The organism is Mesorhizobium oxytropidicola (assembly GCF_056174625.1).
In genome coordinates, this window is the sequence record NZ_CM149692.1 from 6,105,464 (window position 1) to 6,129,252 (window position 23,789).

Genomic DNA, 23,789 nt, shown 5'->3' on the forward strand with positions numbered 1-23,789 from the left:
TTGACACGGCAAATCTGCACAGCAGCTATGCACAATTCATTGTTGCCGAATCATTGGGCAACTCGTAGGTTCTGGTTGTCGGCCATCTACTCCTCCCAGATGCGATGCCGACGCTGAATGGGGTGCACCTCCTCCCGCGCCACATTCGAAATCGAGCCCGCTGCCACCTCCTCCCGGCAGCGGGCTTTTTTCGTTCAAACGGGGGAAATAGCCGTTTTGCCGACGCCAAAACGCGCCACGCACCGCGCTTGACCGCACGATGGAAGGCGCGTCAGCGGCGGTTCAATTCAACCGGCGGCAGTGCCCCGGAAGGAGACGATCAGCCCTTCAGCCATGCGCACGAACTGCGTGCTCGGCCCTTCGGTACCCACCGTCTGCACGCTGACACGCGCGCCCTCAAACAGCAGTGACAGCGTATCGGCAAGCAGTTCGGCCTGGCCAATGCCCGCATCCCGGCACAACGCCACGAGGCGCTCGCGCTGGGCCTCCTTGAGTTCCTTGATCACCAGCCTGGCCGGATGGTCCGGCTCGGTCAGTTCAGCGGCGGCATTGGCCATGTCGCAGCCACGGCCGTCAGCCTTGAGCATGACGGCGGCCTTGCGAACCCAGGCATGGAGTTGCGCGAGCTTGTCACCGGGAAACTCGGCTTCGAACCCTTCCCACATGGCACCAGCCTTGGCCGCATTGGCGCGCAGGCACTCGACGATCAGTTCGTCCTTGGATTCGAAGTGACGATAGAGCGTCATCTTGTTCGTGCCGGCAGCCTCGGTGATGGCGTCGACGCCGACGCCCTTGATGCCGTGCTTGTGGAACATGTCACGCGCCGTCTCCAGGATTCGATCCCTGGGACGCGGGCGCTCCACGACGCCGTCTGTCATCATGATCTCCTTTCGTTTCCTAAAAACCACGGCCACCTCTTGACTAGGGTGTTACCGGTCTGTAACTATGCAGATGTTACTTACTGGTAACACCTATGTTGCCTTCCGTCAATAACAAGGCCGTGAACTGGTCCTGCCAGATCGGAATGGGCGAAAAACTGCGGTTCATGCGGCTCCGGCCGGTGAAGAGATGAAAAACGGTTCGCGAGCATGGGCTGCGAATCGACAGACAAGGAGCCGGCCAATGCCACAGCGCCGCGATCTTACCATAGATGAGGCCGTCCGGGATCCGATGATCCGGCTGGTCATGAAGGCAGATGGGGTCGACCCCCGCGCCTTCGAGAAATGCTTCGCTCGCTTGCCGATGGGCAGCGCCGCGAGGTGCCGTTGCTGCGTTCACGGGAAGCCTCCCGTGACGGGCACGGCCAATTGTCCAGGCTTGCCAGCGCCTTCGGGCGGGCAACAGCAGCCGGCGAGGCATGTGTGTCGTGGTAAACTTTTTCATCCACCGTCCGATCTTCGCCTCGGCGATCGCCATCATCATGGTGCTCGCCGGGACGATTTGTTATTTCCTGCTACCGGTTTCGCAGTTCCCAGACATCACGCCGCCCCAGGTGGTGGTGAGCGCTCACTATCCGGGCGCCAGCGCGCAGGTCGTGGCCGACACGGTGACGACGCCGCTTGAGCAGCAGATCAACGGCGTGCAAGGCATGACCTACATGTCGTCGACGAGCTCCAATGACGGCTCCTCGACCATCACCATCACCTTCGATGTCGGCTATTCCCTGAGCACCGCCGCCGTCGACGTCCAGAACCGCGTCTCGCAGGCGGCGTCGTCGCTGCCGGCGATCGTCAACCAGGGCGGCGTGACGATCAAGAAGCAGAACCCGAATTTTGTGCTGATCGTCAACCTCACCTCGCCCGACAAGTCCGTCGATCCGGTGGCGCTGTCGAACCTTGCCTATCTGCAGGTCGTCGATCCGCTGAAGCGGCTGCAGGGCGTCGGCGACGTGCAGATCTTCGGCGAACGGCGCTATTCGATGCGCGTCTGGCTCGACCCGGACAAGCTCGCCAATCTCGGCATCACCGCCGTCGATGTGCAAAATGCCATCGCCGAGCAGAACGTCCAGGTGGCGGCCGGCAAGATCGGTCAGTCGCCTGCGCCGGCCGGCACGGCTTTCGAGATGCAGGTCAACGCCGTCGGGCGCTTGAGCGACCCGAAGGAATTCGGCGACATCGTGGTGCGCGCCAACACCGACACCGGTTCACTGGTGCGGTTGCGCGACGTCGCGCGCATCGAGCTCGGCGCGCTGCAATATTCGTCCTCGGCCTTCTTCGGCAAGGACCCGACCGTCGTGCTCGCCGTCTACCAGATGCCTGGTTCCAACGCGCTCGACCTTCAGCAGCGCGTCAAGGACAAGATGCAGGAGCTGTCGGCCCGTTTCCCGAAGGGCGTCTCCTACGCCATGCACTACGACACGACGCGCTTCGTCTCGGCGTCGATGCATGACGTGCTGATCACGCTCGGCGAAGCGCTGGTGCTCGTCGTTGCCGTGGTGTTCGTCTTCCTGCAGAGCTGGCGCACGACCATCATCCCGACCATCGCCATTCCGGTGTCGCTGGTGGCGACGCTGGTCGTGATGGAGATGATGGGCTTCTCGCTCAACATGCTCTCCTTGCTCGGCATGGTGCTGGCGATCGGCCTTGTCGTCGACGATGCCATCGTGGTGGTCGAGAATGTCGAACGACAGCTCGAGGCCGGGTTGAAACCATTGGCGGCGACCAAGGCTGCCATGGCCGAAGTCACCGGGCCGATCATCGCCACCACCGCCGTGCTAATGGCGGTGTTCGTGCCGGTCGCCTTCATTCCCGGTGTTTCCGGCAAGCTCTACAACCAGTTCGCGCTGACGGTGGCGATTTCGGTCGGCATTTCCGCCTTCAATTCGCTGACGCTCAGCCCCGCACTCAGCGCAGCCTTCCTGCGCCATCGCGGCGAGACGCAGTTCGTGCTGTTCCGCTGGTTCAATACAGGCTTCGACAAACTGTCGCATGCCTACGCCCATGGCGTGCGCATCCTTATCCGCTTGCGCTGGATCATGCTCGGCCTGTTCGCGGCCGGCCTGGTTGCCACCTATTTCGTCTGGCAGAAACTGCCCTCGACCTTCCTTCCGGTCGAGGATCAGGGCTATTTCTTCGTCGTCATCCAGTTGCCCGACGGCGCCTCGCTTGAGCGCACCGACGCGGTGGCCCAGAAGGCGCGCGACATCCTGCAGGCGACGCCCGGCGTCGACATTGTCGGCTCGATCAGCGGCCTGAACTTCCTGACCAGTGCCGCGCAGTCGAACTCGGCGGTCGAGTTTGCCATCCTGAAGCCCTGGGAGGAGCGTACTCCCGACCAGAGCGCATCGAAGCTGGTTGCCGATGTGCGTGGCAAGCTGTTGCAGATACCGGAAGCCTTTGCGCTGAGCTTCGATCCGCCCTCCATCCCTGGTATCGGCACCACGGGCGGCTTCGAATTCGTCGTCGAGGATCTCACCGGTCGCGGCAGCACGGCCCTCAACGACGCGACGCAAGCCGTCATCGCCGAGGCGCGCAAGCAGCCGGAAATCAATCCGCAGCAGCTGTTTTCGCCGTTCTCGACCTCGACGCCGCAATTCAACTACGACCTCGATCGCAGCAAGGCCAAACTGCTCGGCCTGAACCTGCCCGACGTCTTCAACACGCTGCAGATCTATCTCGGCTCGCTCTACGTGAACGACTTCAACCTGTTCGGCCGCACTTTCCGGGTGACCATCCAGGCCGACAAGGATGCACGTGCGGGCGCGGCCGACATTTCGCGGCTCTATGTGCGCAATGCGTCGGGTGGCATGGTGCCGCTCAGCACGCTGGGCAAACTGGTGCCGTTCGTCGGGCCGGAGACCGTGCCGCACTACAACAACAACGCCTCGGCCTCGATCAATGGCGGTGCCGCACCGGGCTTCTCCTCGGGCCAGGCGGTCGCAGCCATGGAACGGGCCGCGGCCACCGCATTGCCCAGGGATTTCGGTTTCGAATGGACCGGCATCACCTTCCAGGAACTCAAGGCAGGATCGATCGCGTCCGTCGTCTTCGGCCTCGCCATCGTCTTCGTCTTCCTGATCCTGGCGGCGCAGTATGAGAGCTGGGCGATGCCGTTCATGGTGCTGCTCGCCGTGCCGCTCGCACTGTTCGGCGCGTTCGCGGCGCTGTGGGTGCGCGGCATGCAGATCGACGTCTACTCGCAGATCGGCTTCGTCATGCTGATCGGCCTGGCGGCGAAGAACGCCATCCTGATCGTCGAGTTCGCCAGGCGGCGGCGCGAGGAGGGCCTCAGCATCGTCGAGGCGGCGATGGAAGCCGCGCGGCTGAGACTCCGGCCGATCCTGATGACGGCGTTCGCCTTCATCCTCGGCGTGCTGCCGCTGATGTTCGCGACCGGCGCCGGCGCGGCAAGCCGCCAGTCGATCGGCACCACGGTGTTTGGCGGCATGGTCGCCGCGACCATCCTGTCGCTGGTGTTCGTGCCGGTCTTCTACGCGGTCATCGAACAGTTGCGGGAGCGCCGCGAAAGCGGCGAGCCCGCCTCCAAGCAGTACTGAACCAACTGCCGAACCCGCCTTCCCTCCCCTGGCGGAAGCGGCCGAATAAGATTGGAGAAATATTATGCGTAAATGGAAAATTGCGTTGGGAACGGCTGTCGCGCTGGGTGCCATCTCGGTGGCGAGCGTCCACCTGCTCGACATGGGCAATCTCAGGCTGAGCGCCAGCACGGCTGGGGCTGCGCCCGCTCCTGCGGCATTCGTGATGCCGGTGCCGGTGGCAAACGTCGTCAAGAAGACGATCCCGATCTATCTCGACTATGCCGCCCGCATCGAGCCGATCCGCAGCATCACGCTGCAGGCGCGCGTGCCCGGCTATTTGCAGGAACAGACGGCACAGGACGGCGCCGATGTCCGGCAAGGCGACATTCTCTACAAGATCTCGCCTGACGACTTCCAGGCTGCGCTCGACCAGGCGAAAGCCCAGGTCCAGCGCGATACGGCAACGCTCGACTATGCGCGGTCCAATCTCGGCCGCGGCACCGAGCTCGCCAAGAGCGGTTATCTGGACAAGGACAGCTTCGACCAGCGCACCAGCACCTTGCGCGAAGCGCAGGCGTCGCTGGCGCTCAACCAGGCGGCCGTGCGCACGGCGGAACTCAATCTGAGCTACGCCGAGATCCATGCTCCGTTCACCGGGCGCCTTGGCCGCAACCAGGCTTCGGTCGGCACGCTGGTCAGCGTCGCCGGCACGGTGCTCAACACGCTGGTTCAGCTCGACCCGATCTATGTCACCTTCAATCCGAGCGAGACGGATCTGGCTGAGATCGAGCAGGCCCGCGCGGCCGGCCCGATCGACGTCGAGGTTCTGTTGCCAGGTGAGACTGAGTCCACCCAGAAGGGCGAACTCACCTTTATAGACAACACGGTCGACCATTCGACCGGCACGATCACCGCACGCGCCACCATCGGCAACGCCAAGTTCATGCTGATGCCTGGCCAATATGTTCGCGTGCGGCTGCATATCAAGGAGCAGCCCGATGCGCTGATGGTGCCACAGACGGCGCTGGGTTCGAGCCAGCTCGGCAAATATCTCTACGTCGTCGGCAAGGGCAACACGGTCGACCAGCGGCTGGTCTCGCTCGGCCCAACCAGCGGTGACCTGGTGGCGATCCTGAGCGGCGTCTCGGAAGGCGACCAGGTGATCACGGGCAATCTGCAGAAGATCGGACCTGGAATGCCGATCTCGCCACTGCCACAGAAACCGGCTACCTGAATCCCCCGCAGGCCCGGTTTTTGCGCGGCGCCCCGGCCTTCCCACAGGTCGGGGCGCCATTTTTTCAAGTCGTGGGCGCCGCTTTCACGAGCAGGCCGACAAGAGCGGCGACATCCGCGCGATCGGCCTTGGCCGGCGGCATGAAGGCGCAATAGGGGTGACCGAGACGCACCGAGACTGACGAGAGCGCAATCAGGCGCCCTGCCTCCAGATCGGCCTGCGCCATCACCCGCTGCCCAAGCGCGATGCCCAGACCCAGCCTCGCCGAAGCGATCGCCAGGCTGGACAGGCCGACACGCCGCCCATGCGACGGGTCGGGCGAGCGGCTGCCGCCACATGCCGCGAACCAGTCGGCCCAGCTCGGGTGCGAAGCATAGTTCGGCCCCCAATTGGTGTGGATGAACAGGCTCTCATGCAAATCCGTGAGCCCCGGATCGCCATTGCCGTGCCGGTGCCAGAACTCCGGCGTGCAGACCGGCAGCACATCGTCATGGACAAGGCGGACCATCCGCAGGCCGGGATAGTGATAGTCGCCATAGGAGATGCGCAGATCGACATTTTGGCGCATCAGGTCGATCGGATCGTCTTCCGCCCGCACATCGATCGCCATATGTGGAAAGGCCTCGAGAAGTGCTGCCAGCCTCGGCGCCAGCCATAACTCGGCCAGCGAAAACGGCACGCTGACGACCAGACGCGTCCTCAAGCCGCCTTCCAGCATGCGCTGGCCGATGGCGGCGATGTCGCCCAGCGCACGCGCGGTCTGCGGATAGATGGCGTGGCCGGCATCTGTCAGCGTGATGCGGTTGCCCGTGCGCACGAACAACTGCTTGCCGAACCAGGTTTCGAGATTGCGGATCTGCTGGCTGACCGCCGCCGAGGACACGCCAAGCTCGCTCGCGGCCAAAGTGAAGCTGCCGGCGCGGGCGGCCACCTCGAAGGCCTTGATCGCGTTCAGCGGCGGCAGTTTCTCCACGCCAGGCTCCACAAGTTTTTCTTGGGCAATCCTAATAATTTTCCCCGTTGAGAGAAAGAATTTTTTGCCATCTTCTGTACCCAACCTATGGAGCACGCGACATGAAAGACATTCTCGATCTCGACCGCTATCCGCTCGACCGTGAAGGCAGCGCCGAATGGAACCGCCTCGTCGAGCAATCCATCGAAGCCCTCAGGGCCGACGGCATGTTCAATCTCGAAGGTTTTCTGCGGCCTGGCGTCGCCGAACAGGCGGTGCGGGAAATCAAGCCGGTGATGGACACGCAGTCCCATGTCCACAAGCGCATGCACAACATCTACTTCAAGCCCGATATCCCCGAACTCGCGGCCGACCATCCCGCTTTGCGCAAGGTCGAAACCATCAGCCACACTGTCTGCGCCGACCAGATTCCCGGCAGCACCGTGCTTGCCATCTACGAGTATGAACCGCTGGTGCGGTTCCTGGCGGCGACGATGGGCAAGGAAAGACTGCATGTCATGCAGGATCCGCTGGCCCGCACCAACGTCATGGCCTATCGCGCCGGCGAGGCGTTGAACTGGCATTTCGACCGTTCGGAATTCACCACGACGCTGCTGCTGCAGCAGTCGCAACGCGGCGGCGACCTCGAATACCGCACTGATCTGAGGTCGGATGACAACCCGAACTATGAGGGTGTAGCCCGGCTGCTCGAAGGGCGCGATCCCGACGCAAAAATCCTGCGCATGAAGCCGGGGACGCTGAACGTCTTCCGCGGCAAGAACACCGCGCACCGCGTCACCACGGTCGAAGGCGAGCGTGAGCGCATTATCACCGTGTTTTCCTACTTTGAGAAGCCCGGTGTGATGTTCAGCGCCGAGGAGCGGGTCGGTTTCTACGGCCGCGCCGCCTGAGCGGCCGCCCAATCGCATCTGGGTCGGCTTTCCGGGCGGCGATGAAAAATCCGAAAATGCCATCTTGTTAGATTGTCGACAATCTGATTGTCTTGTCTTCTGTTTCGCTGGAGTGGCCGGATGGTGAAGACGGATTTCAGCCCGATTGCCGACACGACGCGCCGCGCCGAAATCGTCGCGCTGCTGCGGCGCGCGATCCTGACCGGTCAGCTGGAACCCGGCCAGAAGCTCAACGAGCTCCGGATTTCCGAGCAGATGCGGGTCAGCCGCGCGCCCTTGCGCGAGGCGATGCGCGAGCTGGTGCAGGAAGGTCTCCTCACCAGCATTCCCTATGCCGGCACCTTCGTCATCGATGTCACCGCCAAGGACATCGACGATGCCTATTCGCTCAACCAGGTGCTGGACGAGTTCGCTATCGAGCGCACATGGCCGCTGCGCGACCAGCGTTTCTTCGATGAACTTGACCGTCGCCACGAAGCGGTGAAGCAGGCGACACGCAACCTCGACACCACAAGGCAGATCGAAACAGCGCTGCAGCTGCATGGGCTGATCTATGAATGGGCCGATAATTCCGTGCTGCTGGAAACCTGGCAGCGGCTGACCAGCCGGCTGCAGATGTATTTCGCGCTACACCAGCATGCGCGCAACGAGCCGGTGCCGGCCGAGGACGTCCATGAGACTTACGTGCAACTGATGAAGGGCACCGATATGCGCGCTGCCCAGCGCCACGCCCGCGAGCATATCCACCTCGATTTCGAACAGCTGCTTTCTTACGCACGCGGCCTCGAACAGCGCCCATCGAGGGGCGCCTGATCATTCCCCAGAAATTGTAGCCAACGGACAGACACGTGCGGATCGAAACCATCAAAGCCTACCATGTCGTGCAGCCCTTCGTGGACGGGCCCTACCGGATGTCCAAGGGGCGCGAGGCCGACTGCTTCGACGCGGTGATCGTCGCCATCACCGCCGATAGCGGCGTGACCGGCTGGGGCGAGATGGCGCCGCTCGGCAATTTCTATCGGCCGCCTTCCCGGCCGGCGCCCGCGCCGGCGTGCCGGAAATCGCGCCGCATCTTATCGGCCACGATCCGCGTGGGCTGGCCAGCATCGGCCGGCTGATGGACACGGTGTTCAAGGGCCACCCCTACATCAAATCGGCGCTCGACATGGCCTGCTGGGATCTCGCCGCGCGCGCCGCCGACGTGCCCCTGGTGACCATGCTCGGCGGCCGCGAGAGCGATATGGCGGAGACCTACCGGGTCGTCACCCACGGCACGCTCGATCAGATGGCGGCACTGGCAAAAAGGATCATCGCAGAGGGCTGTCGCCGTCTGCAGGTCAAGGTCGGTGGCAATGTGCACGACGACATCGAGCGGGTCACGACAGTCGCCTCGGCCGTGCCGAAAGGTACGGTGATTTTCTGCGACGCCAATGCCGGCTGGACACCGTATCAGGCACGGCAGTTCGCCGATGCCACGCGTGGCATCGACTACACGTTCGAGCAGCCCTGTACGACGATCGAGGAGAACATGTCGGTGCGCCGCATGCTCGACAAGCCGATGGTGCTCGACGAATCCGTCATCTCGCTCGAGGCAATGCTGGAGATCCACCGCCTGGGCGCCGCCGACGGGTTGACGCTGAAAATCTCGCGGCTCGGCGGCGTGACGAAGACGCGCCAGATCCGCGACGTTGCCGTCGACCTCGGCTTCATGATCACGGTTGAGGACACTGGCGGCGCCGAGATCGACACGGCGGCAATGGCACATCTGTCGCTGTCGACGCCGCAAGAGCGGCGGTTGCATGCCATTGCCTTCCACGAATGGGTGACGGTGCGCACGGCCTTCAACGCCCCGCCGGTCACCGGCAGCCATATGGGCATTCCAGACGGGCCCGGCCTCGGCATCGACGTCGACCCGAGCCTGCTCGGCAAGCCGTTCTTCGAGATTGGCTGAGATGAAAATCCGCAGCATCAAGGCCACGCCGATCAATCTGCGCCTCGAAGCGCCCTATGGCTGGGTGTTCGGCGAACTCGACGGGTTTTCACAGACCATTGTCGAGGTCGAGACCGAGGATGGGCTGATCGGCCTCGGCGAGGCGCCGACGCCGGCGGCGGCCGCGATCATCAATGGTGTTCTGGCCGAGCGCCTGGTTGGCCGTGATGCCTTCGACATAGCCGGCGCCGAGCATGTCTGCCTGCCCTACTGGACTGGCGTGCAGTCGATCAACGACCGCACCCGCATCATGGCCTTCGGCGCCATCGAGATGGCGCTGTGGGATCTGCGCGGCAAGGCGTGGAAGCAGCCGCTCTATCAGCTGCTCGGCGGCGCGGTGCGCAAGGACATCCCCTTCACCGATTATTTTTCGCTGCGCGGCGACGGACCCAAGGTGAAAGGCGAGACGACGCCGGACGAAGTCGCCGATTATTGCGTCGAACTGCACGAGACGCATGGCACGACCTTCTTCGAAGGCAAATTCTCGACCGAAGACCCGAAAGTCTCGCTGAGAATGGTCGAGCTGATCCGCGAAAGACTCGGCAACGAGGCGATGATCCGCATCGATTCCAACCAGGCCTATTCGCTGGCGACGGCCAGGCGGCTGGCGCGGCCGCTGGAGGATCTCGGCGTGCGCAACTGGGAGGATCCGGTGGCCACGATCGAGGAGATGCGGCAGTTGCGGCAGCATTGCTCGATCCCGTTCTCGACCCACAACATCGACATTGCGCGCGCCATGGACCTCAAGGTTCCCGACGCCTTCGTCGGCAATCCGACGACGCATGGCGGCATCGGCCGCATGCTGCGTTTCGTCGGCGCCTGCGAGCACGCCGGTGTCGATTTCTGGTGCTACAGCGGCGACAGCGGCATCGGCAGCGCGGCCTATCTGCATCTGTGCGCGGCGCTCGGCTGGATCCGGGAGCCGAACCAGTCGCTGTTTCGCATGCAGCCCATGGACATCACCGAGGAAGGGCCGTTTTCGCCGAGGAACAATGTCGTGCGCGTGCCGGAAGGACCCGGTCTCGGTGTCACGCTGTCGCGGAAAAACCTCGCGGCCTGCCATCGCGATTTCGTCGAGAACGGCCCGTGCAACAAATATCACGACCCGGCGAAGCCCGGCACATATCGCCGCCTGCCGCTCAATTAGGACCGAGAAGGAAAGGAGACTAGCCAACAACAAGGGTCCGCCGCAGCGATCTGGATCGCCACGGCAGGATCTGACGGGTGGAGGCATCGCCTCAAGAAAATCTGGCCCCTGCGCCGCAAGGATCGGATGGACCAGAAAAGACAGCATGCTACAGTCTCGGTCGACCGACTTCGTTGATGGCCGGGACAGGAGAACTCCTCGGAATTACGTCAACCGGAAGTGCATCTTCAGCCATAAGAAACAGGGGAAAGGGTTAAACCCATGAGCAAGAACTATCGCATTCTCGACCTGATCCGGCGCAATCGCTCGTCGCTCGAAAACCATCTCATCGACGGTCTCGTCGACGGCCGTGTCAGCCGCCGCGACTTCATTCGCCACGGCAGCCTGCTCGGCCTGTCGCTGCCGCTTCTGGGCGGCATCACCACGGCTGCCGGCTTTGGCGGCATGCCGTCGCTGGCGCGCGCCGCGGGCGCAGCCGGCGCCACCATCCGCGTCGCCAGCAGCGTGCCGGCGGCAGCCATCGACCCGGTCACCATCGCCGACGCCGGCGGCCTTTTGGTCATGCAGCAGGTTGCCGAATTCCTCTGCGTCGATGGCCCGGACCTCGTGCTCAAGCCGGCACTGGCCGAGAGCTGGAAGCCGAACGACAACGGCACGGTGTGGACCTTCAAGCTGCGCAAGGGTGTGAAATTCCACTCCGGCGGCGAGATGAAGGCCGACGACGTCGTGGCCAGCATCGACCGCCTCGCCGACCCGGCGAACTCGTCCAATGCCCTGTCGGTGTTCACCGGCATCCTGCAGAAGGGCGCCACCAAGAAGGTCGACGACTACACGGTGGAATTCCATCTCGACGCGCCGAACGGCAACTTCCCCTACATGGTGTCGTCGGACAATTACAACGCCGTCATCATCCCGGCGAGCTACAAGGGCGACTACGAGAAAAGCTTCGACGGCACCGGCCCGTTCAAGATCGAAAAATACACCGCCAAGGTCGGCGCCTCCTTCGTCCGCAACGACGACTATTGGGGCGAGAAGGCCTTGCCGGATCGCACCGAGTTCACCTTCTTCACCGACGTGCAGCCGATGATCCTGGCATTGCAGGGTGGACAGGTGGACATCATCAACCAGATGCCGGTTCTGGCCGGCGTGGCACTGCTCAACGATCCGAGCATCGACATCATCAGCCTGAAGTCTGTCGCGCACCAGCAACTGCATCTGCGCTGCGATTCCGATCCGTTCAAGGACCCGCGCGTGCGCCGCGCTATCGCGCTCAGCCTCGATCGCGACAAGCTGGTCGCCGGCCTGATGAAGGGCCGCGCATCGCCGGGCAATGACAGCCCGTTCGCGCCTGCCTATCCGTCGACCGATACCAGCGTGCCGCAGCGCAAGCAGGACATAGCGCAGGCCAAGCAGCTGATGGAAGCAGCCGGCGCCGGCAAGGGTTTCAAGGTGACCCTGACCACCGAGCGCTATCTGGAAATTCCTGAATACGCCCAGCTCATCCAGAACTGGGTCAAGGAGATCGGCATCGAGCTCGAGCTCAACATCCTCGACCAGGGCGCGTATTACGGCGACGCGGTGTTCGGCAAATCGAACTGGCTGGATTCGGTGATGGGCATCACCGACTACGGTCACCGTGGTGTGCCGAACGTTTTCCTTGCCGCACCGCTGAAGAGCGACGGCACCTGGAACGCCGCGCACTTCAAGAACAAGGACTACGACACGCTGGCGAACAGCTACATCGCCGCGCTCGACCTAGAGGCGCAGAAGGCTGACGCCGGCAAGATCCAGAAGCTGCTGCTCGAGGAAACGCCTGTCATCTTCGGCTATTTCTACGACTACCTGACGGCGACGGCCAAAGGCGTGGCCGGCGTGCAGCCGACCGCCATGTCGCAGCTGTTCCTCGACAAGGCATCGAAGGCCTAAGCGGAGGCAGACAAGCCCATCCCGCAACTACCAGCCCTCTCCGGGGGCTGGTGCTTCCGCTGTCAGGCCGAGGCAAGGCGCTGCGCGCCGGCCTGACGCGGAGCCTCGCGTTGCGGGACGATTGATCATTGTCCCATGGAGTCCGAGACCCTGCTCACCACCATGCATTGGGGGACCTACGAGATCCGTGCCGAGAACGGCAGGCTCGTCGGCGTCGAGCCATGGAGCGGCGACCCCGATCCATCGCCGATCGGCAAGTCCATGCTCGGCACGGTGCAGGGCGACTTGCGTGTCTCCCGTCCCGCCATCCGGCGCGGCTGGCTGGAGGGGGACAGGTCCGGCGGTAAGGGCGGGCGCGGCAGCGAGGCTTTTGTCGAAGTCTCCTGGGAGACGGCGCTGGACATTGTGGCGGCCGAACTCGACCGTGTCCGCGTCGAGCATGGCAACAGCGCCATCTATGCGGGCTCCTATGGCTGGGCGAGCGCGGGGCGATTTCACCATGCGCAAAGCCAGATCCACCGCTTCCTCAACACGATCGGCGGCTATACGAGTTCGGTGCTCAGCTATTCCTACGGCGCGGCCGAGATCATCCTGCCGCATGTGCTTGGCGGGACCGATGGGCTGACGGGCAACCATTCCACCTGGGACGGGATCGAACGGCACAGCGAACTGATCATCGCCTTTGGCGGCCTGCCCTGGCGCAACGCCCAGATACAGGGCGGCGGCGCCGCCCGGCACGAGGCGGCGGCGGCCTTGCAAAAGGCCGTCGGCAACGGCGCCCGGCTGATCAACGTCTCGCCCGTGCGCGATGACGCGCCGCGCGGCGTCGAGACCGAATGGCTGCCGCTGCGGCCGAACAGCGACACCGCCTTGATACTGGCCCTGTGCCATGTCCTCCTCAGCGAGGGTCGTCATGACCAGGCATTCCTGGCGCGCTACTGCACCGGCTTCGAGGTCGTGCGGGCCTACCTCCTGGGAGAAACCGACGGCCAGCCGAAGAGCCCGGCATGGGCTGCCGCCCTGAGCGGCGTGGCGCAGGACAGGATCGTCGCGCTGGCCAGGGAAATGGCCGCCAAGCGCACAATGGTGATGGTCAGTTGGTCGCTGCAGCGCGCCGACCATGGCGAGCAGCCCTACTGGGCGGCGATCACGCTTGCCGCGCTGCTCGGCCAGATCGGATTGCCGGGCGGCGGCCTTGGCTTCGGCTATTCGTCGACCAATGGCGCCGGAAGGCCGGAGATGGGATTCCGGTGGCCATCCGTGCCGCAAGGCAGGAACCAGGTTACGGACTTCATCCCGGTCGCACGGATGGCCGACATGCTGCTCAATCCGGGCGGTTCCTTCGACTTCAACGGCGCCGCGCTGGTCTACCCGACATCAGGCTGGTCTACTGGGCCGGCGGCAATCCGTTTCACCATCACCAAGACCTCAATCGCCTGGTCGAGGCTTGGCGGCGGCCTGAAACGATCATCGTCAACGAGCCCTTCTGGACGGCGACGGCGCGCCATGCCGACATCGTGCTGCCGGTCACCACACCGCTGGAGCGAAACGACCTCGCCTTTTCGAACCGGGAAAACCTCGTCGTCGCCATGAAGCAAGCGATCGATCCGGTCGGAGAGGCACGCGACGATTATCGGATCTTTGCCGACCTGTCGGCGCGGCTCGGCACCGGCGAAGCCTTCACCGAAGGGCGCGACGCCGGCGAATGGATCCGGGCTCTCTACGAGCAGGCCAGGGACAACGCGAAGGCGGCCGGGGTCGAGATGCCGTCCTTCGATCGTTTCTGGCATGACGGCCACGCCGACCTTGCCCGGCAAGTGACGTCGCAGACACTGCTCGGTTCCTTCCGCGGCGATCCAGAGCGCCATCGGCTGGCGACGCCGTCGGGTCGCATAGAGCTGTTCTCGCCGACGATCGATTCCTTCGGTTATGACGACTGTCCAGGCCATGCCGTGTGGCTTGAGCCGCGGGAATGGCTGGGCAGCGAGCTTGTCAGCCGGTTCCCGCTGCATCTTCTGTCCCCGCAACCCGCCGACAAGCTGCACAGCCAATACGATCACGGCTCGGTCAGCAGGGCGGGCAAGGTGTCGGGCCGCGCGCCGCTTTGGATCAACCCTGCGGATGCCGCCGCGCGCGGCATTGTCGACAGAGCCATCGTGCGCGTCTTCAACGATCGCGGAGCGTGCCTGGCGGGCGCCGTGCTGACGGATGGCCTGATCCCCGGCGTCGTCCAGCTGCCCACCGGTGCATGGTTCGACCCCTCCTCGCCGGGACAGTCGCTCAGTCTGGAAAAACATGGCAATCCGAACGTGCTGACGCCTGATCGGGGGACGTCGCGCCTTGCCCAATCGCCGACCTGCAATTCGACGCTGGTCGAGGTGTCGCGATTTGACGGAGCCGTTCCCCCGGTGACAGCGTTCGATCCGCCTGCCACAGTGCGTTTAGCCGACGTACCCGGCCTGCCCGGGTCGCAGCCCCATCACAAGGAGGCTTAGCCATTCTCTCCTTCTTTGCCCGGCGTGTTTCCCTGTCGCTTGTGACGCTGTTCCTGCTGAGCATCATGGTGTTCCTGGGCGGCCAGGTGCTGCCCGGCAATGTCGGGCGTGCGATCCTGGGGCCGTTTGCGGATCAGCGCGCTGTCGACGCGCTCAATCATACGCTCGGCGTCGATCGCCCGCTGCTCACCCAATATGCGACCTGGATCTGGAATTTCGTCCGCGGCGATATGGGCACGTCCTACATCTTCCGCTCGCCGGTGGCGCCGTTCGTCATCGATGCGTTGGGTAATTCGATGAAGCTGGCGGCGGTCGCCTTCGTGCTGGTGGTGCCGATCGGCATTCTCGGCGGCGTGGTGGCAGCCCTCAACCTCAACCGCCCGCTCGACCGCATCATCAGTCTTGGCGGCCTGTCGGTGACGGTGCTGCCGGAGTTCGTTACCGGCATTATCCTGATCCTGATCTTCGGCGTCTGGCTGCGCTGGCTGCCGATCTCGGCGGCATGGCCCAAGGATGCCGGCTTCTTCACGCAGCTCTACTACCTAATCTTGCCGTCGCTGCCGCTGTTCCTGGTGCTGTTCGGCTACATCGCGCGCATGGCGCGTTCCGGCATGATCGAGGCGCTCGATTCCGACTATACGCGAACGGCGGTGCTCAAGGGCCTGCCCTGGCGCATCGTGATCTGGCGCCATGTGCTGCGCAATGCGCTGCTGCCGACCATCACCGTTATCGCCACCCAGACCGGCTACCTCATCGGCGGCCTGGTGGTGATCGAGACGCTGTTTCGCTACCAGGGCATCGGCTCGCTGATCTTCACCGCCGCGCGCGGCAAGGATTTTCCGATGCTGGAATCCGGCATCCTCACCATCGGCATCGTCTATGCCGTGGCGACATTGATCGCCGATTTCCTCTATTCCGTGCTCAATCCGCGTATCCGCCTGGGGTCAGACCAATGAGCGCCGTCCAGACCACCTCTCCGCCCCAGGACGACACGCGCCGGCGCAGCCCGCTGGCGGAAGTCATGTTCTCCCTGCTGCGCTCGCGAACCTTCCTTGTCGGCCTCTTCATCGTGCTGTTCTGGGTCGCCTGCGCGCTGTTCGGTGAGCACTTCGCACCCTATGACCCGCTTGCCGACGATATCATCAACGCGCTGGCGCCACCTTCGTCCGAACATTGGTTCGGCACCGATCAGATTGGCCGCGACGTCTTCTCGCGCGTCATCGTCGGCTCGCGCGATATCCTCACCGTCGCGCCGCTGGCGACCTTGCTGGCGACGATCGCCGGCACGGCACTCGGCCTTCTTACCGGCTATTTCCGCGGCATCGTCGACGATGTCGTCAGCCGTATCCTGGAAGCCTTCATGGCGATCCCCGTGGTCATTGTCGCGCTGCTCGCCATCGTCGCGCTCGGCACCTCCAAGGCCACCGTCATCGTCGTCATTGGTCTCAGCTTCGCGCCGATCATTGCGCGCACGGTGCGCTCGGCGGTGCTGGCCGAGCGCGAACTCGACTATGTCGCCGCCGCCCAGCTGCGGCACGAGAGCGCGCTGCATACGATGTTCGTCGAGATCCTGCCCAACGTCATCCCGCCGATCCTGGTCGAGACCACCGTGCGGCTGGGCTACGCCATCTTCGCGGTCGCGACCCTCTCCTTCATGGGTTTCGGCATCCAGCCGCCCTCACCCGACTGGGGGCTCTCGATCTCCTCGAATTACGGCATGATCGGCGGCGGCTTCTGGTGGACGGTGCTGTTCGACGCGCTCGCCATCGCCTCGCTGGTGATCGGTGTCAACCTTGTGGCCGACGGCGTTCATGGAGCGCTCAATGACTAATTCCGCCCCGACTAAGCCCGCGAAGGCTGAAAACGCCCTCGAACTCAGCGACCTGTCGGTCGCCTACCGCGTGGCTGGGCGCAACCGCGCCGTGCTGCGCAATCTCAGCCTCAACATCAGGCAAGGCGAGGCTTATGGGCTGGTCGGTGAATCCGGCTGCGGCAAATCCACCGTAGCGCTCACCGTCGTGCGCTATTTGCCGAGGAACGGCTCGATATCAGGCGGCGCGATCTCGCTCGACGGCCAGGACGTCATGAAGCTTGATGCCGAGGCCTTGCGGCGGGCGCGCGCCGAAAGCGTCTCCATGGTCTATCAGGATCCCGGCAAGGCGCTGAACCCGTCGATCCGCATCGGCCGGCAACTGACCGAAATCTTCGAGCTTGGCGGCGTCACGGGCAAGGCGGCTGAGGATCGCGCCATCGCCATGCTGAACCGCGTGCGGATCTCCGATCCGCCAAGCGTCATGCAGCGCTATCCGCACCAGCTCTCCGGCGGCATGCAGCAGCGCGTGGCGATCGCCATGGCGCTGGCCAACGATCCGTCGATGCTGATCCTCGACGAACCGACCACCGGCCTCGATGCGACGGTCGAAGCCGAGGTGCTCGACCTCATCGCACAGCTCAGGCAGGAACTCTCGGCCTCGATCCTGTTCATCAGCCACAATCTCGCTGTCGTCTCCAACATGTGCGACCGGGTCGGCGTGCTCTATGCCGGCATGCTGGTGGAGGAAGGGCCGACGGAAGTCGTCTTCAACGATCCGCGTCATCCCTATACCGTAGCGCTCCTGCGCTGCCTGCCACGCGGCGGCCAGCGCAAGGACCAGGGCCGGCTCGACACGATTCCGGGCTTCCTGCCCGGCATTGGCGCCGACATCAAGGGCTGTGCCTTCGCCGATCGCTGTGCGCTCGCCGACGACCGCTGCCGCACCGAATTGCCGCCGCTCTATGATCTGAGCGACGAGCGCGGCAAGCGCCTGTCGCGTTGCTTCCATCACGACAAGGCGCAGGCCCTGCCGCGCGCCACACCGAGCGATGTTGCCACAGCGCCCAAGCCGGCAACCGCACCGGTGCTGCGTGTCGCGGGACTGAACAAGACCTATGCCAGCCATGGCCATCCCTTGCGCGCGGTGAAAGATGTCTCGCTCGATCTCAGGCCCGGCGAGACACTGGGGCTGGTCGGCGAATCCGGCAGCGGCAAGACCACCTTCGCCAGGCTGCTGCTCGGCCTCGTGCCACCCGATGACGGCGGGACCATCGAGCTCGAGGGCAAGGCGCTGGCGCCGAAGCTGGAGAACCGTGGCGACGACCAGGTCAAGGCGATGCAGATCGTCTTCCAGAACCCGGACTCCGCGCTCAACCGCTCGCATTCGATCCGCCACATCCTTGGCCGCGCCTTGAAGCGGCTGGCCGGCCTCTCCGGCAAGGCGCAGGAGGCGCGCCTCGACGACCTCGTCCGCTCGGTGCGCCTCACCGACCGGCATCTGGCCGTCAAGCCGCGCCAGCTGTCAGGCGGGCTGAAGCAGCGCGTCGCCATTGCGCGCGCCTTCGCCGGCGATCCGCGCATTGTCGTCTGCGACGAGCCGACCTCGGCGCTCGACGTCTCCGTGCAGGCGGCGATCCTCAACCTGCTTGCCGATCTTCAGTCCAAGGAGGACGTCAGCTACATCTTCATCTCGCACGACCTTGGCGTGGTGCGTTACCTCTCCGACAAGATCGCCGTGCTCTATCTCGGACGCATCATGGAGATTGGGCCATCGGAGGAAGTCTTCTCCGGGCCGCATCATCCCTATACCGAAGCGCTGCTGTCGGCCGTGCCCAAGCTCGACCAGACCGAGACGGCACGCATCCGGCTCGACGGCGAAATCCCCAGCGCCACCAACCCGCCCCCGGGCTGCGTCTTCAACACACGCTGCCCGCGCAAGATCGGCCCGATCTGCGAACAGCAGGAGCCGCCGCTCGCCGAAGCCCAGCCCGGCCACTCGATCCGCTGCCACATCCCCTATGCCGAGCTAGCAAGGTTGCAGAAGGCAGCCGTGACTGAGCCGGCATAGCAAGGCATCGCCGGCCGGCTACCTCAGGCCGGCCATGCCTAGGGAGCGGTCGCCTTCCGAGAAACCCTGTTCGCTGGTCCAGTTCCTGGCCAGCGAGCGAAGGCCTGTCAGCGCGACGTCGAGCACATCCGACGAGACGGGGTTCGAGGGATAGGCAAGATAGATCGGCCGCTGGAACACCGGGGCGTTGTCGATGCGCCGTATCTCGCCACGTTCGATATGGCCGCTGACGGCGCTGAGCGGCAGATAGGCTGCCGCCTGCTGCGACAGCACATGCTGCAGGCCGATGAAGACCAGCCCCGCCGAAATGGCCGGCTTGACCATACCGGCAAAGGCGCGGTCGTGCTCGATGCGGAATTCGAGCCCCCAATCCATCAGAATGTAGTTTTCGGTCCATGGCTTGGTCTGCGCCGCGTGCTGGACGAGCACGACCTGATCGACAGCCAGCGTCTCATAGACGATGCCGGGATGCGGGCGCGGCAGATAGAGGATGCAGATGTCGAGCAGGCCTTCCGCCAGCTGGTCGATCGCCAGATCCGGAAAACTGCCCTCAAGCCGCAGCGCCACGTTCGGCCGCCTGGCGCGCATCCACTCGACCCATGGCGAGGTGATGCGCTCCCACAGATAGGCGGGAGCGGTCAGCCGCAGCAGGCTCTCATAGCCATCGGGAACGGCGATGTCCTGCCGCGATTGCTCCCAGGTGCGGGTGATGGAGGAGGCGTGCGGCAGGAACTGCCGGCCGGCCGGCGTCAGCGTGACGCCATCGCGGTCGCGCACGAAAAGCCGGCGCCCCAACTGCTCCTCGAGCCCCCTGATCCGCGCACTGACCGTGGATTGCGCAAGGTTGAGCCGGCTGGCCGCGACGGTGAAGCTGCCATGTTCGGCAACCTCCAGGAAACTGCGCAGGTTCTCGGTATCCATGGCCTACACCTTGCATCGAAAATTTCGATGACCCCTATCAAAAAATATCGCTTTCCGGTCGCAGTCAACAATGACCTAAATGGCCGATCCCCCAAGGGCAAGCGAGGAATGCAGCCATGCCAAGGCATTTCATGACGATCGACGCCGCTCGCAAAAACTTGACGGCAATCGAAAATTCCGCTGTTGACGAATTGCTGGCCGGCCGGCTCGACCGCCGCGATTTCCTGCGCCATAGCAGCGTGCTCGGCCTTTCCCTGCCGTTCCTGGGCAGCCTTGTCGCCGCTGCCGGCCTCGGCACGCAAAAGGCCCGCGCCGAAGGCAAGCCGGGCGGCACGGTGCGCGCCGGCGTCGCCACGCCCGGCGGCGCCATCGATCCCGTCACCTACTATGACAGCGGCAGCTACCAGCTGGTTTTCCAGACCGCCGAATTCCTCTGCATCACCCAGCCCGATCTCACCTTGAAGCCGGTGCTGGCGGAAAGCTGGTCGCCGAACGCGGACGGCAGCGTGTGGACCTTCAAGCTGCGCAAGGGCGTGAAATTCCACAATGGCGAGGATTTTAAAGCCGACGACGTGGTGGCGACCTTCGATCGCCTCGCCGACCCGAACGGCGCCTCGAACGCGCTTTCGGTGTTCAAGGGTCTGCTGTCGAAGGGCGGCACGCAGAAGGTCGACGACCACACCGTCGCCTTCCATCTCGATGCACCGAACGGCAGCTTCCCCTATTCGGTGTCGATCGACAATTACAACGCCGTCATCCTGCCGGCGAGCTACAAGGGCGATTACGAAAAGACCTTTGAAGGCACTGGCCCGTTCCGGCTGGAGAGCTACACGCCGAAGGTCGGCGCGACCTTCGTGCGCAATGAGGACTATTGGGGCGAGAAGGCGCTGCCCGACCGCCTCGAGTTCAAGTTCTACAGGCCGCGCATCCTGGCGCTGCAGGCCGGCGAGGTCGACGTCCTCGATGCCGCGCCGCTCGATGTCAGCCAGGTGGTGCTGAACAGTCCCGACATCATGGTGCTGCGCGTCGCCTCGACTGCGCACCGCCAGTTGCACATGCGCTGCGACACCGGTCCCTTCACCGACAAGCGCGTGCGCCAGGCGCTGGCGCTCAGCATCGACCGCTCCAAGCTGGTCGACGGCCTGTGCCGCGGCATGGCGGCGACGGGCAATGACAGCCCGTTCGCTCCGGCCTTCCCCGCCACCGACAAGACGGTGCCGCAACGCGTCCAGGATATCGCCAAGGCCAAGCAACTCATGGAGGCGGCAGGCCTTGGCAGCGGCTTCGACATGACCCTGACAACGCTGCGCTATTCCGACATTCCAGGCTATGCGCAGCTGTTCCAGAATTTTGCCAGGGAGATCGGTGCCCGCATCGCGCTCAACATCGAGGACCAGGACAAATATTACGGCAAGGCGGTGTTCGGCCAGTCGGATTGGCTGGACAGCCCGTTGGGGATCACCGACTACGCCCATCGCAGCGTGCCGAACGTCTTCCTGAAGAGCCCGCTGGTCAGCGACGGCCCGTGGAATGCGGCGCATTTCAAGAACCCTGCCTATGACGGCATGGTCACCTCCTACCTCAAGGCACTCGATATCGGCGCGCAACGCGCGGCCGCCTCCGACATCCAGAAGCTGCTGCTCGACGAGACACCTGTCATTTTCAGCTACTTCCCGGACCTGCTGGTGCCGGTGCGCAAGAATGTCAGCGGCCTGCCGCCGATCGCCGCCGGGCTGCTGCTCGATCGCGTGTCGCTGGGATAGAGGCAGGATTGGACAATTCCGCTTTTCGGGCGGTGGGCTATCCGCTGGCAGGGCTGCGAAGGGCGATGGGGGGCCATCGTTCGAGCCGCTCGAAGCAAGGGCAAACCCGCCGCCCGGAACCCTCTCCGACACCATGGCTCAATCCAGGTTCATCTCGCTGTGCGCCAACGCTCGATGACAAAAGACAAGAAACGGGAGACTACCATTCGCAAGCCTCATTTGCGCGGTCGCGGGCCGCATTTCCCCTTGCTCGACACCATCGTGCAGTACGAGTTCGAGCCGGGCTACGTCGCCTTCACCATGCCGATGCAGAAGCGGCTGCGCGTGCAGGTGGGATCGATGATCGTCGCCGACACCACCAAGGCGCTGGTGCTCTACGAATCCGACCATTTGCCGGTCTATTACTTCCCGATGAGCGATGTGCGCGAGGAGTTCCTGCTGCCCAGCACGACGACGACGGAGAGTCCGTTCAAGGGTGTCGCCACGCATTATTCGCTGAACACCGGCATTACGCTGGTCGAGGATGCGGCCTGGCGCTATGTTGATCCGGTCAAGGGATCGCCTGACCTGTCGGACTACATGTCCTTCTATTGGCCCAAGATGACGCACTGGTATGGGGAGGACGAAGAGATCTTCGTCCACGCCCGCGATCCGTTCCGCCGGGTCGACTGCCTGCCCTCGTCGCGGCGGGTGCAGGTGATCCTCGACGGCGAGCAGGTCGCCGATTCACGCCGCGGCGTCTTCCTCTTCGAGACCGGCCATCCCGTGCGCCATTACCTGCCGATCGCCGACACGCGGCTCGATATGTTCGCGCCCAGCCGCTACATTTCGCGCTGTCCCTACAAGGGCATCTCCAGCTACTATCACGTGACGACACCCAAGAAGCGGCACGAGAACCTGGTCTGGTACTATCCCGAGCCGGTGCACGAGGCCGAACGCATCAAGGGCCTGGTCTGCTTCCACCACGAACTGGTCGACAAGATCCTGGTCGACGGTGTCGAAATTCCGAAGGAATTCACGGCCGCGTCCAGCGGCTATTTCTAGGCATCGCCGCTCCCTTGGTCGGCTCGCGCGCTGAGCGCTTGATCGAAACATGGCTCAGCGCATACCTTCCCTGAAACGGGGAGGGCTATCGATGGATCTTTTCAAGCTGAACGGCGATGTCGCACTGGTCACTGGTGCCGGCAGCGGCATTGGCCAGGCAATCGCGATCGGACTGGCCGAGGCAGGGGCCAACGTCGCCTGTTTCGGTCATGCATCGAAAGGCGGGCTGGAGGAGACCGCGCAACGGATTACTGCACTTGGCCGCAAGGCTTTGGTGCTGACCGGCACGGTCACCTCGGAGAGCGATCTCGCGGCGGCAATCGATCGCGTCGAGGTCGAACTCGGTGCGCTGACTGTCGCCGTCAACAATGCCGGCATCGCCGGTTCGGAGCCGGCCGAAACGATGTCTCTGGGGACATGGCAGAAGGTGCACGAGGTCAATGTCACCGGCGTGTTCCTGTCCTGCCAGGCAGAGGCGCGCAAGATGCTGGCCCGACGCAAGGGCTCGATCATCAACATCGCCTCGATGTCCGGCACCATCGTCAATCGGGGGCTGACACAGGCGCACTACAATTCCTCGAAAGCCGCCGTCATCCACATGTCGAAGAGCCTCGCCATGGAATGGGCCGATCGCGGCTTGCGCGTCAATGTCGTCAGCCCGGGCTACACGCTGACGCCGATGAACAAGCGGCCGGAGGTGGCGGAGGAGATCAAGATCTTCAAGCGCGACACGCCGATAGGACGCATGGCTGCCCCGGAGGAAATGGTCGGGCCGACGGTGTTCCTGGCCAGCGGTGCGTCGAGCTTCGTCACCGGCCTCGACCTGATCGTCGATGGCGGCTACGTCTGCTGGTAGGACCGCATCTCGCAGGACCTCGCCTGCAGTCTGAATTTGTGCATCCGCGAAGCGTTAGTCGTTGCGCGAGATGAACGTTGGTATATATAATTTCATCCTATGAAACGGTTTGGCGAGACGGGGCTTGCCATGCCGACAGCCGAGATCATGGGACCTTGATGGCTTGCACCTTGCAGGGCGCCGCAAGACTGG

The 23,789-nt window shown here is 64.0% G+C and carries 15 protein-coding genes and 3 pseudogenes; 14 read left to right on the plus strand and 4 right to left on the minus strand.

Features of this window, described 5'->3' with window-relative positions:
* Positions 1-287 precede the first annotated feature (287 nt).
* Both AC0V8S_RS30775 and AC0V8S_RS30780 read right to left on the minus strand, forming a co-directional pair.
* On the minus strand, positions 288-878 hold the full coding sequence (locus tag AC0V8S_RS30775; protein ID WP_475435245.1) for a TetR/AcrR family transcriptional regulator: 591 nt from the start codon (positions 876-878) through the stop codon (positions 288-290).
* 76 nt (positions 879-954) lie between these two features.
* Complete coding sequence (locus tag AC0V8S_RS30780) at positions 955-1,278, minus strand: hypothetical protein (protein ID WP_475435247.1); 324 nt, start codon at positions 1,276-1,278, stop codon at positions 955-957.
* 88 nt (positions 1,279-1,366) lie between these two features.
* Between AC0V8S_RS30780 and AC0V8S_RS30785 the strand changes: the two are divergent.
* Together AC0V8S_RS30785 and AC0V8S_RS30790 are read left to right on the plus strand one after the other, a co-directional pair.
* Positions 1,367-4,544 (plus strand): annotated as a pseudogene (locus AC0V8S_RS30785) (efflux RND transporter permease subunit).
* A 15-nt stretch (positions 4,545-4,559) separates the two neighbouring features.
* On the plus strand, positions 4,560-5,711 hold the full coding sequence (locus AC0V8S_RS30790; RefSeq protein ID WP_475435249.1) for an efflux RND transporter periplasmic adaptor subunit: 1,152 nt from the start codon (positions 4,560-4,562) through the stop codon (positions 5,709-5,711).
* A gap of 64 nt (positions 5,712-5,775) precedes the next feature.
* Here AC0V8S_RS30790 and AC0V8S_RS30795 read toward each other — a convergent pair whose 3' ends face one another.
* On the minus strand, positions 5,776-6,684 hold the full coding sequence (locus AC0V8S_RS30795) for a LysR substrate-binding domain-containing protein (RefSeq protein ID WP_475435250.1): 909 nt from the start codon (positions 6,682-6,684) through the stop codon (positions 5,776-5,778).
* Positions 6,685-6,785: 101 nt separating this feature from the next.
* Here AC0V8S_RS30795 and AC0V8S_RS30800 point away from each other — a divergent pair, with 101 nt between their 5' ends.
* From AC0V8S_RS30800 to AC0V8S_RS30840, 9 genes and pseudogenes are all read left to right on the plus strand, one after another.
* Positions 6,786-7,574 carry a HalD/BesD family halogenase gene (locus AC0V8S_RS30800; RefSeq protein WP_475435252.1) on the plus strand — a complete coding sequence of 263 codons (789 nt, stop codon included), beginning with the start codon at positions 6,786-6,788 and terminating at the stop codon, positions 7,572-7,574.
* 120 nt (positions 7,575-7,694) lie between these two features.
* Positions 7,695-8,387 carry a GntR family transcriptional regulator gene (locus tag AC0V8S_RS30805; protein WP_095198773.1) on the plus strand — a complete coding sequence of 231 codons (693 nt, stop codon included), beginning with the start codon at positions 7,695-7,697 and terminating at the stop codon, positions 8,385-8,387.
* Positions 8,388-8,422: 35 nt separating this feature from the next.
* A pseudogene (locus AC0V8S_RS30810) lies at positions 8,423-9,525 on the plus strand (mandelate racemase/muconate lactonizing enzyme family protein).
* A gap of 1 nt (position 9,526) precedes the next feature.
* A complete protein-coding gene (locus AC0V8S_RS30815) occupies positions 9,527-10,711 on the plus strand; it encodes a mandelate racemase/muconate lactonizing enzyme family protein (protein WP_475435254.1) in 1,185 nt (394 codons plus the stop codon).
* A gap of 261 nt (positions 10,712-10,972) precedes the next feature.
* Positions 10,973-12,637 carry an ABC transporter substrate-binding protein gene (locus AC0V8S_RS30820; protein ID WP_475435256.1) on the plus strand — a complete coding sequence of 555 codons (1,665 nt, stop codon included), beginning with the start codon at positions 10,973-10,975 and terminating at the stop codon, positions 12,635-12,637.
* 135 nt (positions 12,638-12,772) lie between these two features.
* Positions 12,773-15,132: pseudogene (locus tag AC0V8S_RS30825) on the plus strand (molybdopterin guanine dinucleotide-containing S/N-oxide reductase).
* 65 nt (positions 15,133-15,197) lie between these two features.
* Positions 15,198-16,088: an ABC transporter permease gene (locus tag AC0V8S_RS30830; RefSeq protein ID WP_475438728.1), complete on the plus strand. Its 891-nt coding sequence runs from the start codon at positions 15,198-15,200 to the stop codon at positions 16,086-16,088.
* The gene (locus AC0V8S_RS30835; protein WP_475435258.1) at positions 16,085-16,963 is read left to right on the plus strand and encodes an ABC transporter permease; all 879 of its coding nucleotides are present in this window, start codon (positions 16,085-16,087) and stop codon (positions 16,961-16,963) included. Before AC0V8S_RS30830 ends, AC0V8S_RS30835 begins: the two co-directional genes overlap by 4 nt.
* Positions 16,956-19,013 carry an ABC transporter ATP-binding protein gene (locus tag AC0V8S_RS30840; RefSeq protein WP_475435259.1) on the plus strand — a complete coding sequence of 686 codons (2,058 nt, stop codon included), beginning with the start codon at positions 16,956-16,958 and terminating at the stop codon, positions 19,011-19,013. Before AC0V8S_RS30835 ends, AC0V8S_RS30840 begins: the two co-directional genes overlap by 8 nt.
* 18 nt (positions 19,014-19,031) lie before the next feature.
* Here the strand turns inward: AC0V8S_RS30840 and AC0V8S_RS30845 are convergent, their stop codons facing one another.
* The gene (locus AC0V8S_RS30845; RefSeq protein WP_475435261.1) at positions 19,032-19,934 is read right to left on the minus strand and encodes a LysR family transcriptional regulator; all 903 of its coding nucleotides are present in this window, start codon (positions 19,932-19,934) and stop codon (positions 19,032-19,034) included.
* A gap of 116 nt (positions 19,935-20,050) precedes the next feature.
* Here AC0V8S_RS30845 and AC0V8S_RS30850 point away from each other — a divergent pair, with 116 nt between their 5' ends.
* The 3 genes from AC0V8S_RS30850 (at position 20,051) to AC0V8S_RS30860 (ending at position 23,597) form a co-directional block, all read left to right on the plus strand.
* Positions 20,051-21,697 (plus strand): ABC transporter substrate-binding protein, encoded by a 1,647-nt coding sequence (locus AC0V8S_RS30850; RefSeq protein ID WP_475435263.1) that lies wholly within the window; start codon positions 20,051-20,053, stop codon positions 21,695-21,697.
* Between the two features lie 246 nt (positions 21,698-21,943).
* On the plus strand, positions 21,944-22,741 hold the full coding sequence (locus AC0V8S_RS30855; protein ID WP_475435265.1) for a DUF427 domain-containing protein: 798 nt from the start codon (positions 21,944-21,946) through the stop codon (positions 22,739-22,741).
* Between the two features lie 91 nt (positions 22,742-22,832).
* Entirely contained in the window at positions 22,833-23,597 is a 765-nt protein-coding gene (locus AC0V8S_RS30860; protein WP_475435267.1) for an SDR family oxidoreductase, read from the plus strand.
* Positions 23,598-23,789: the final 192 nt, after the last annotated feature.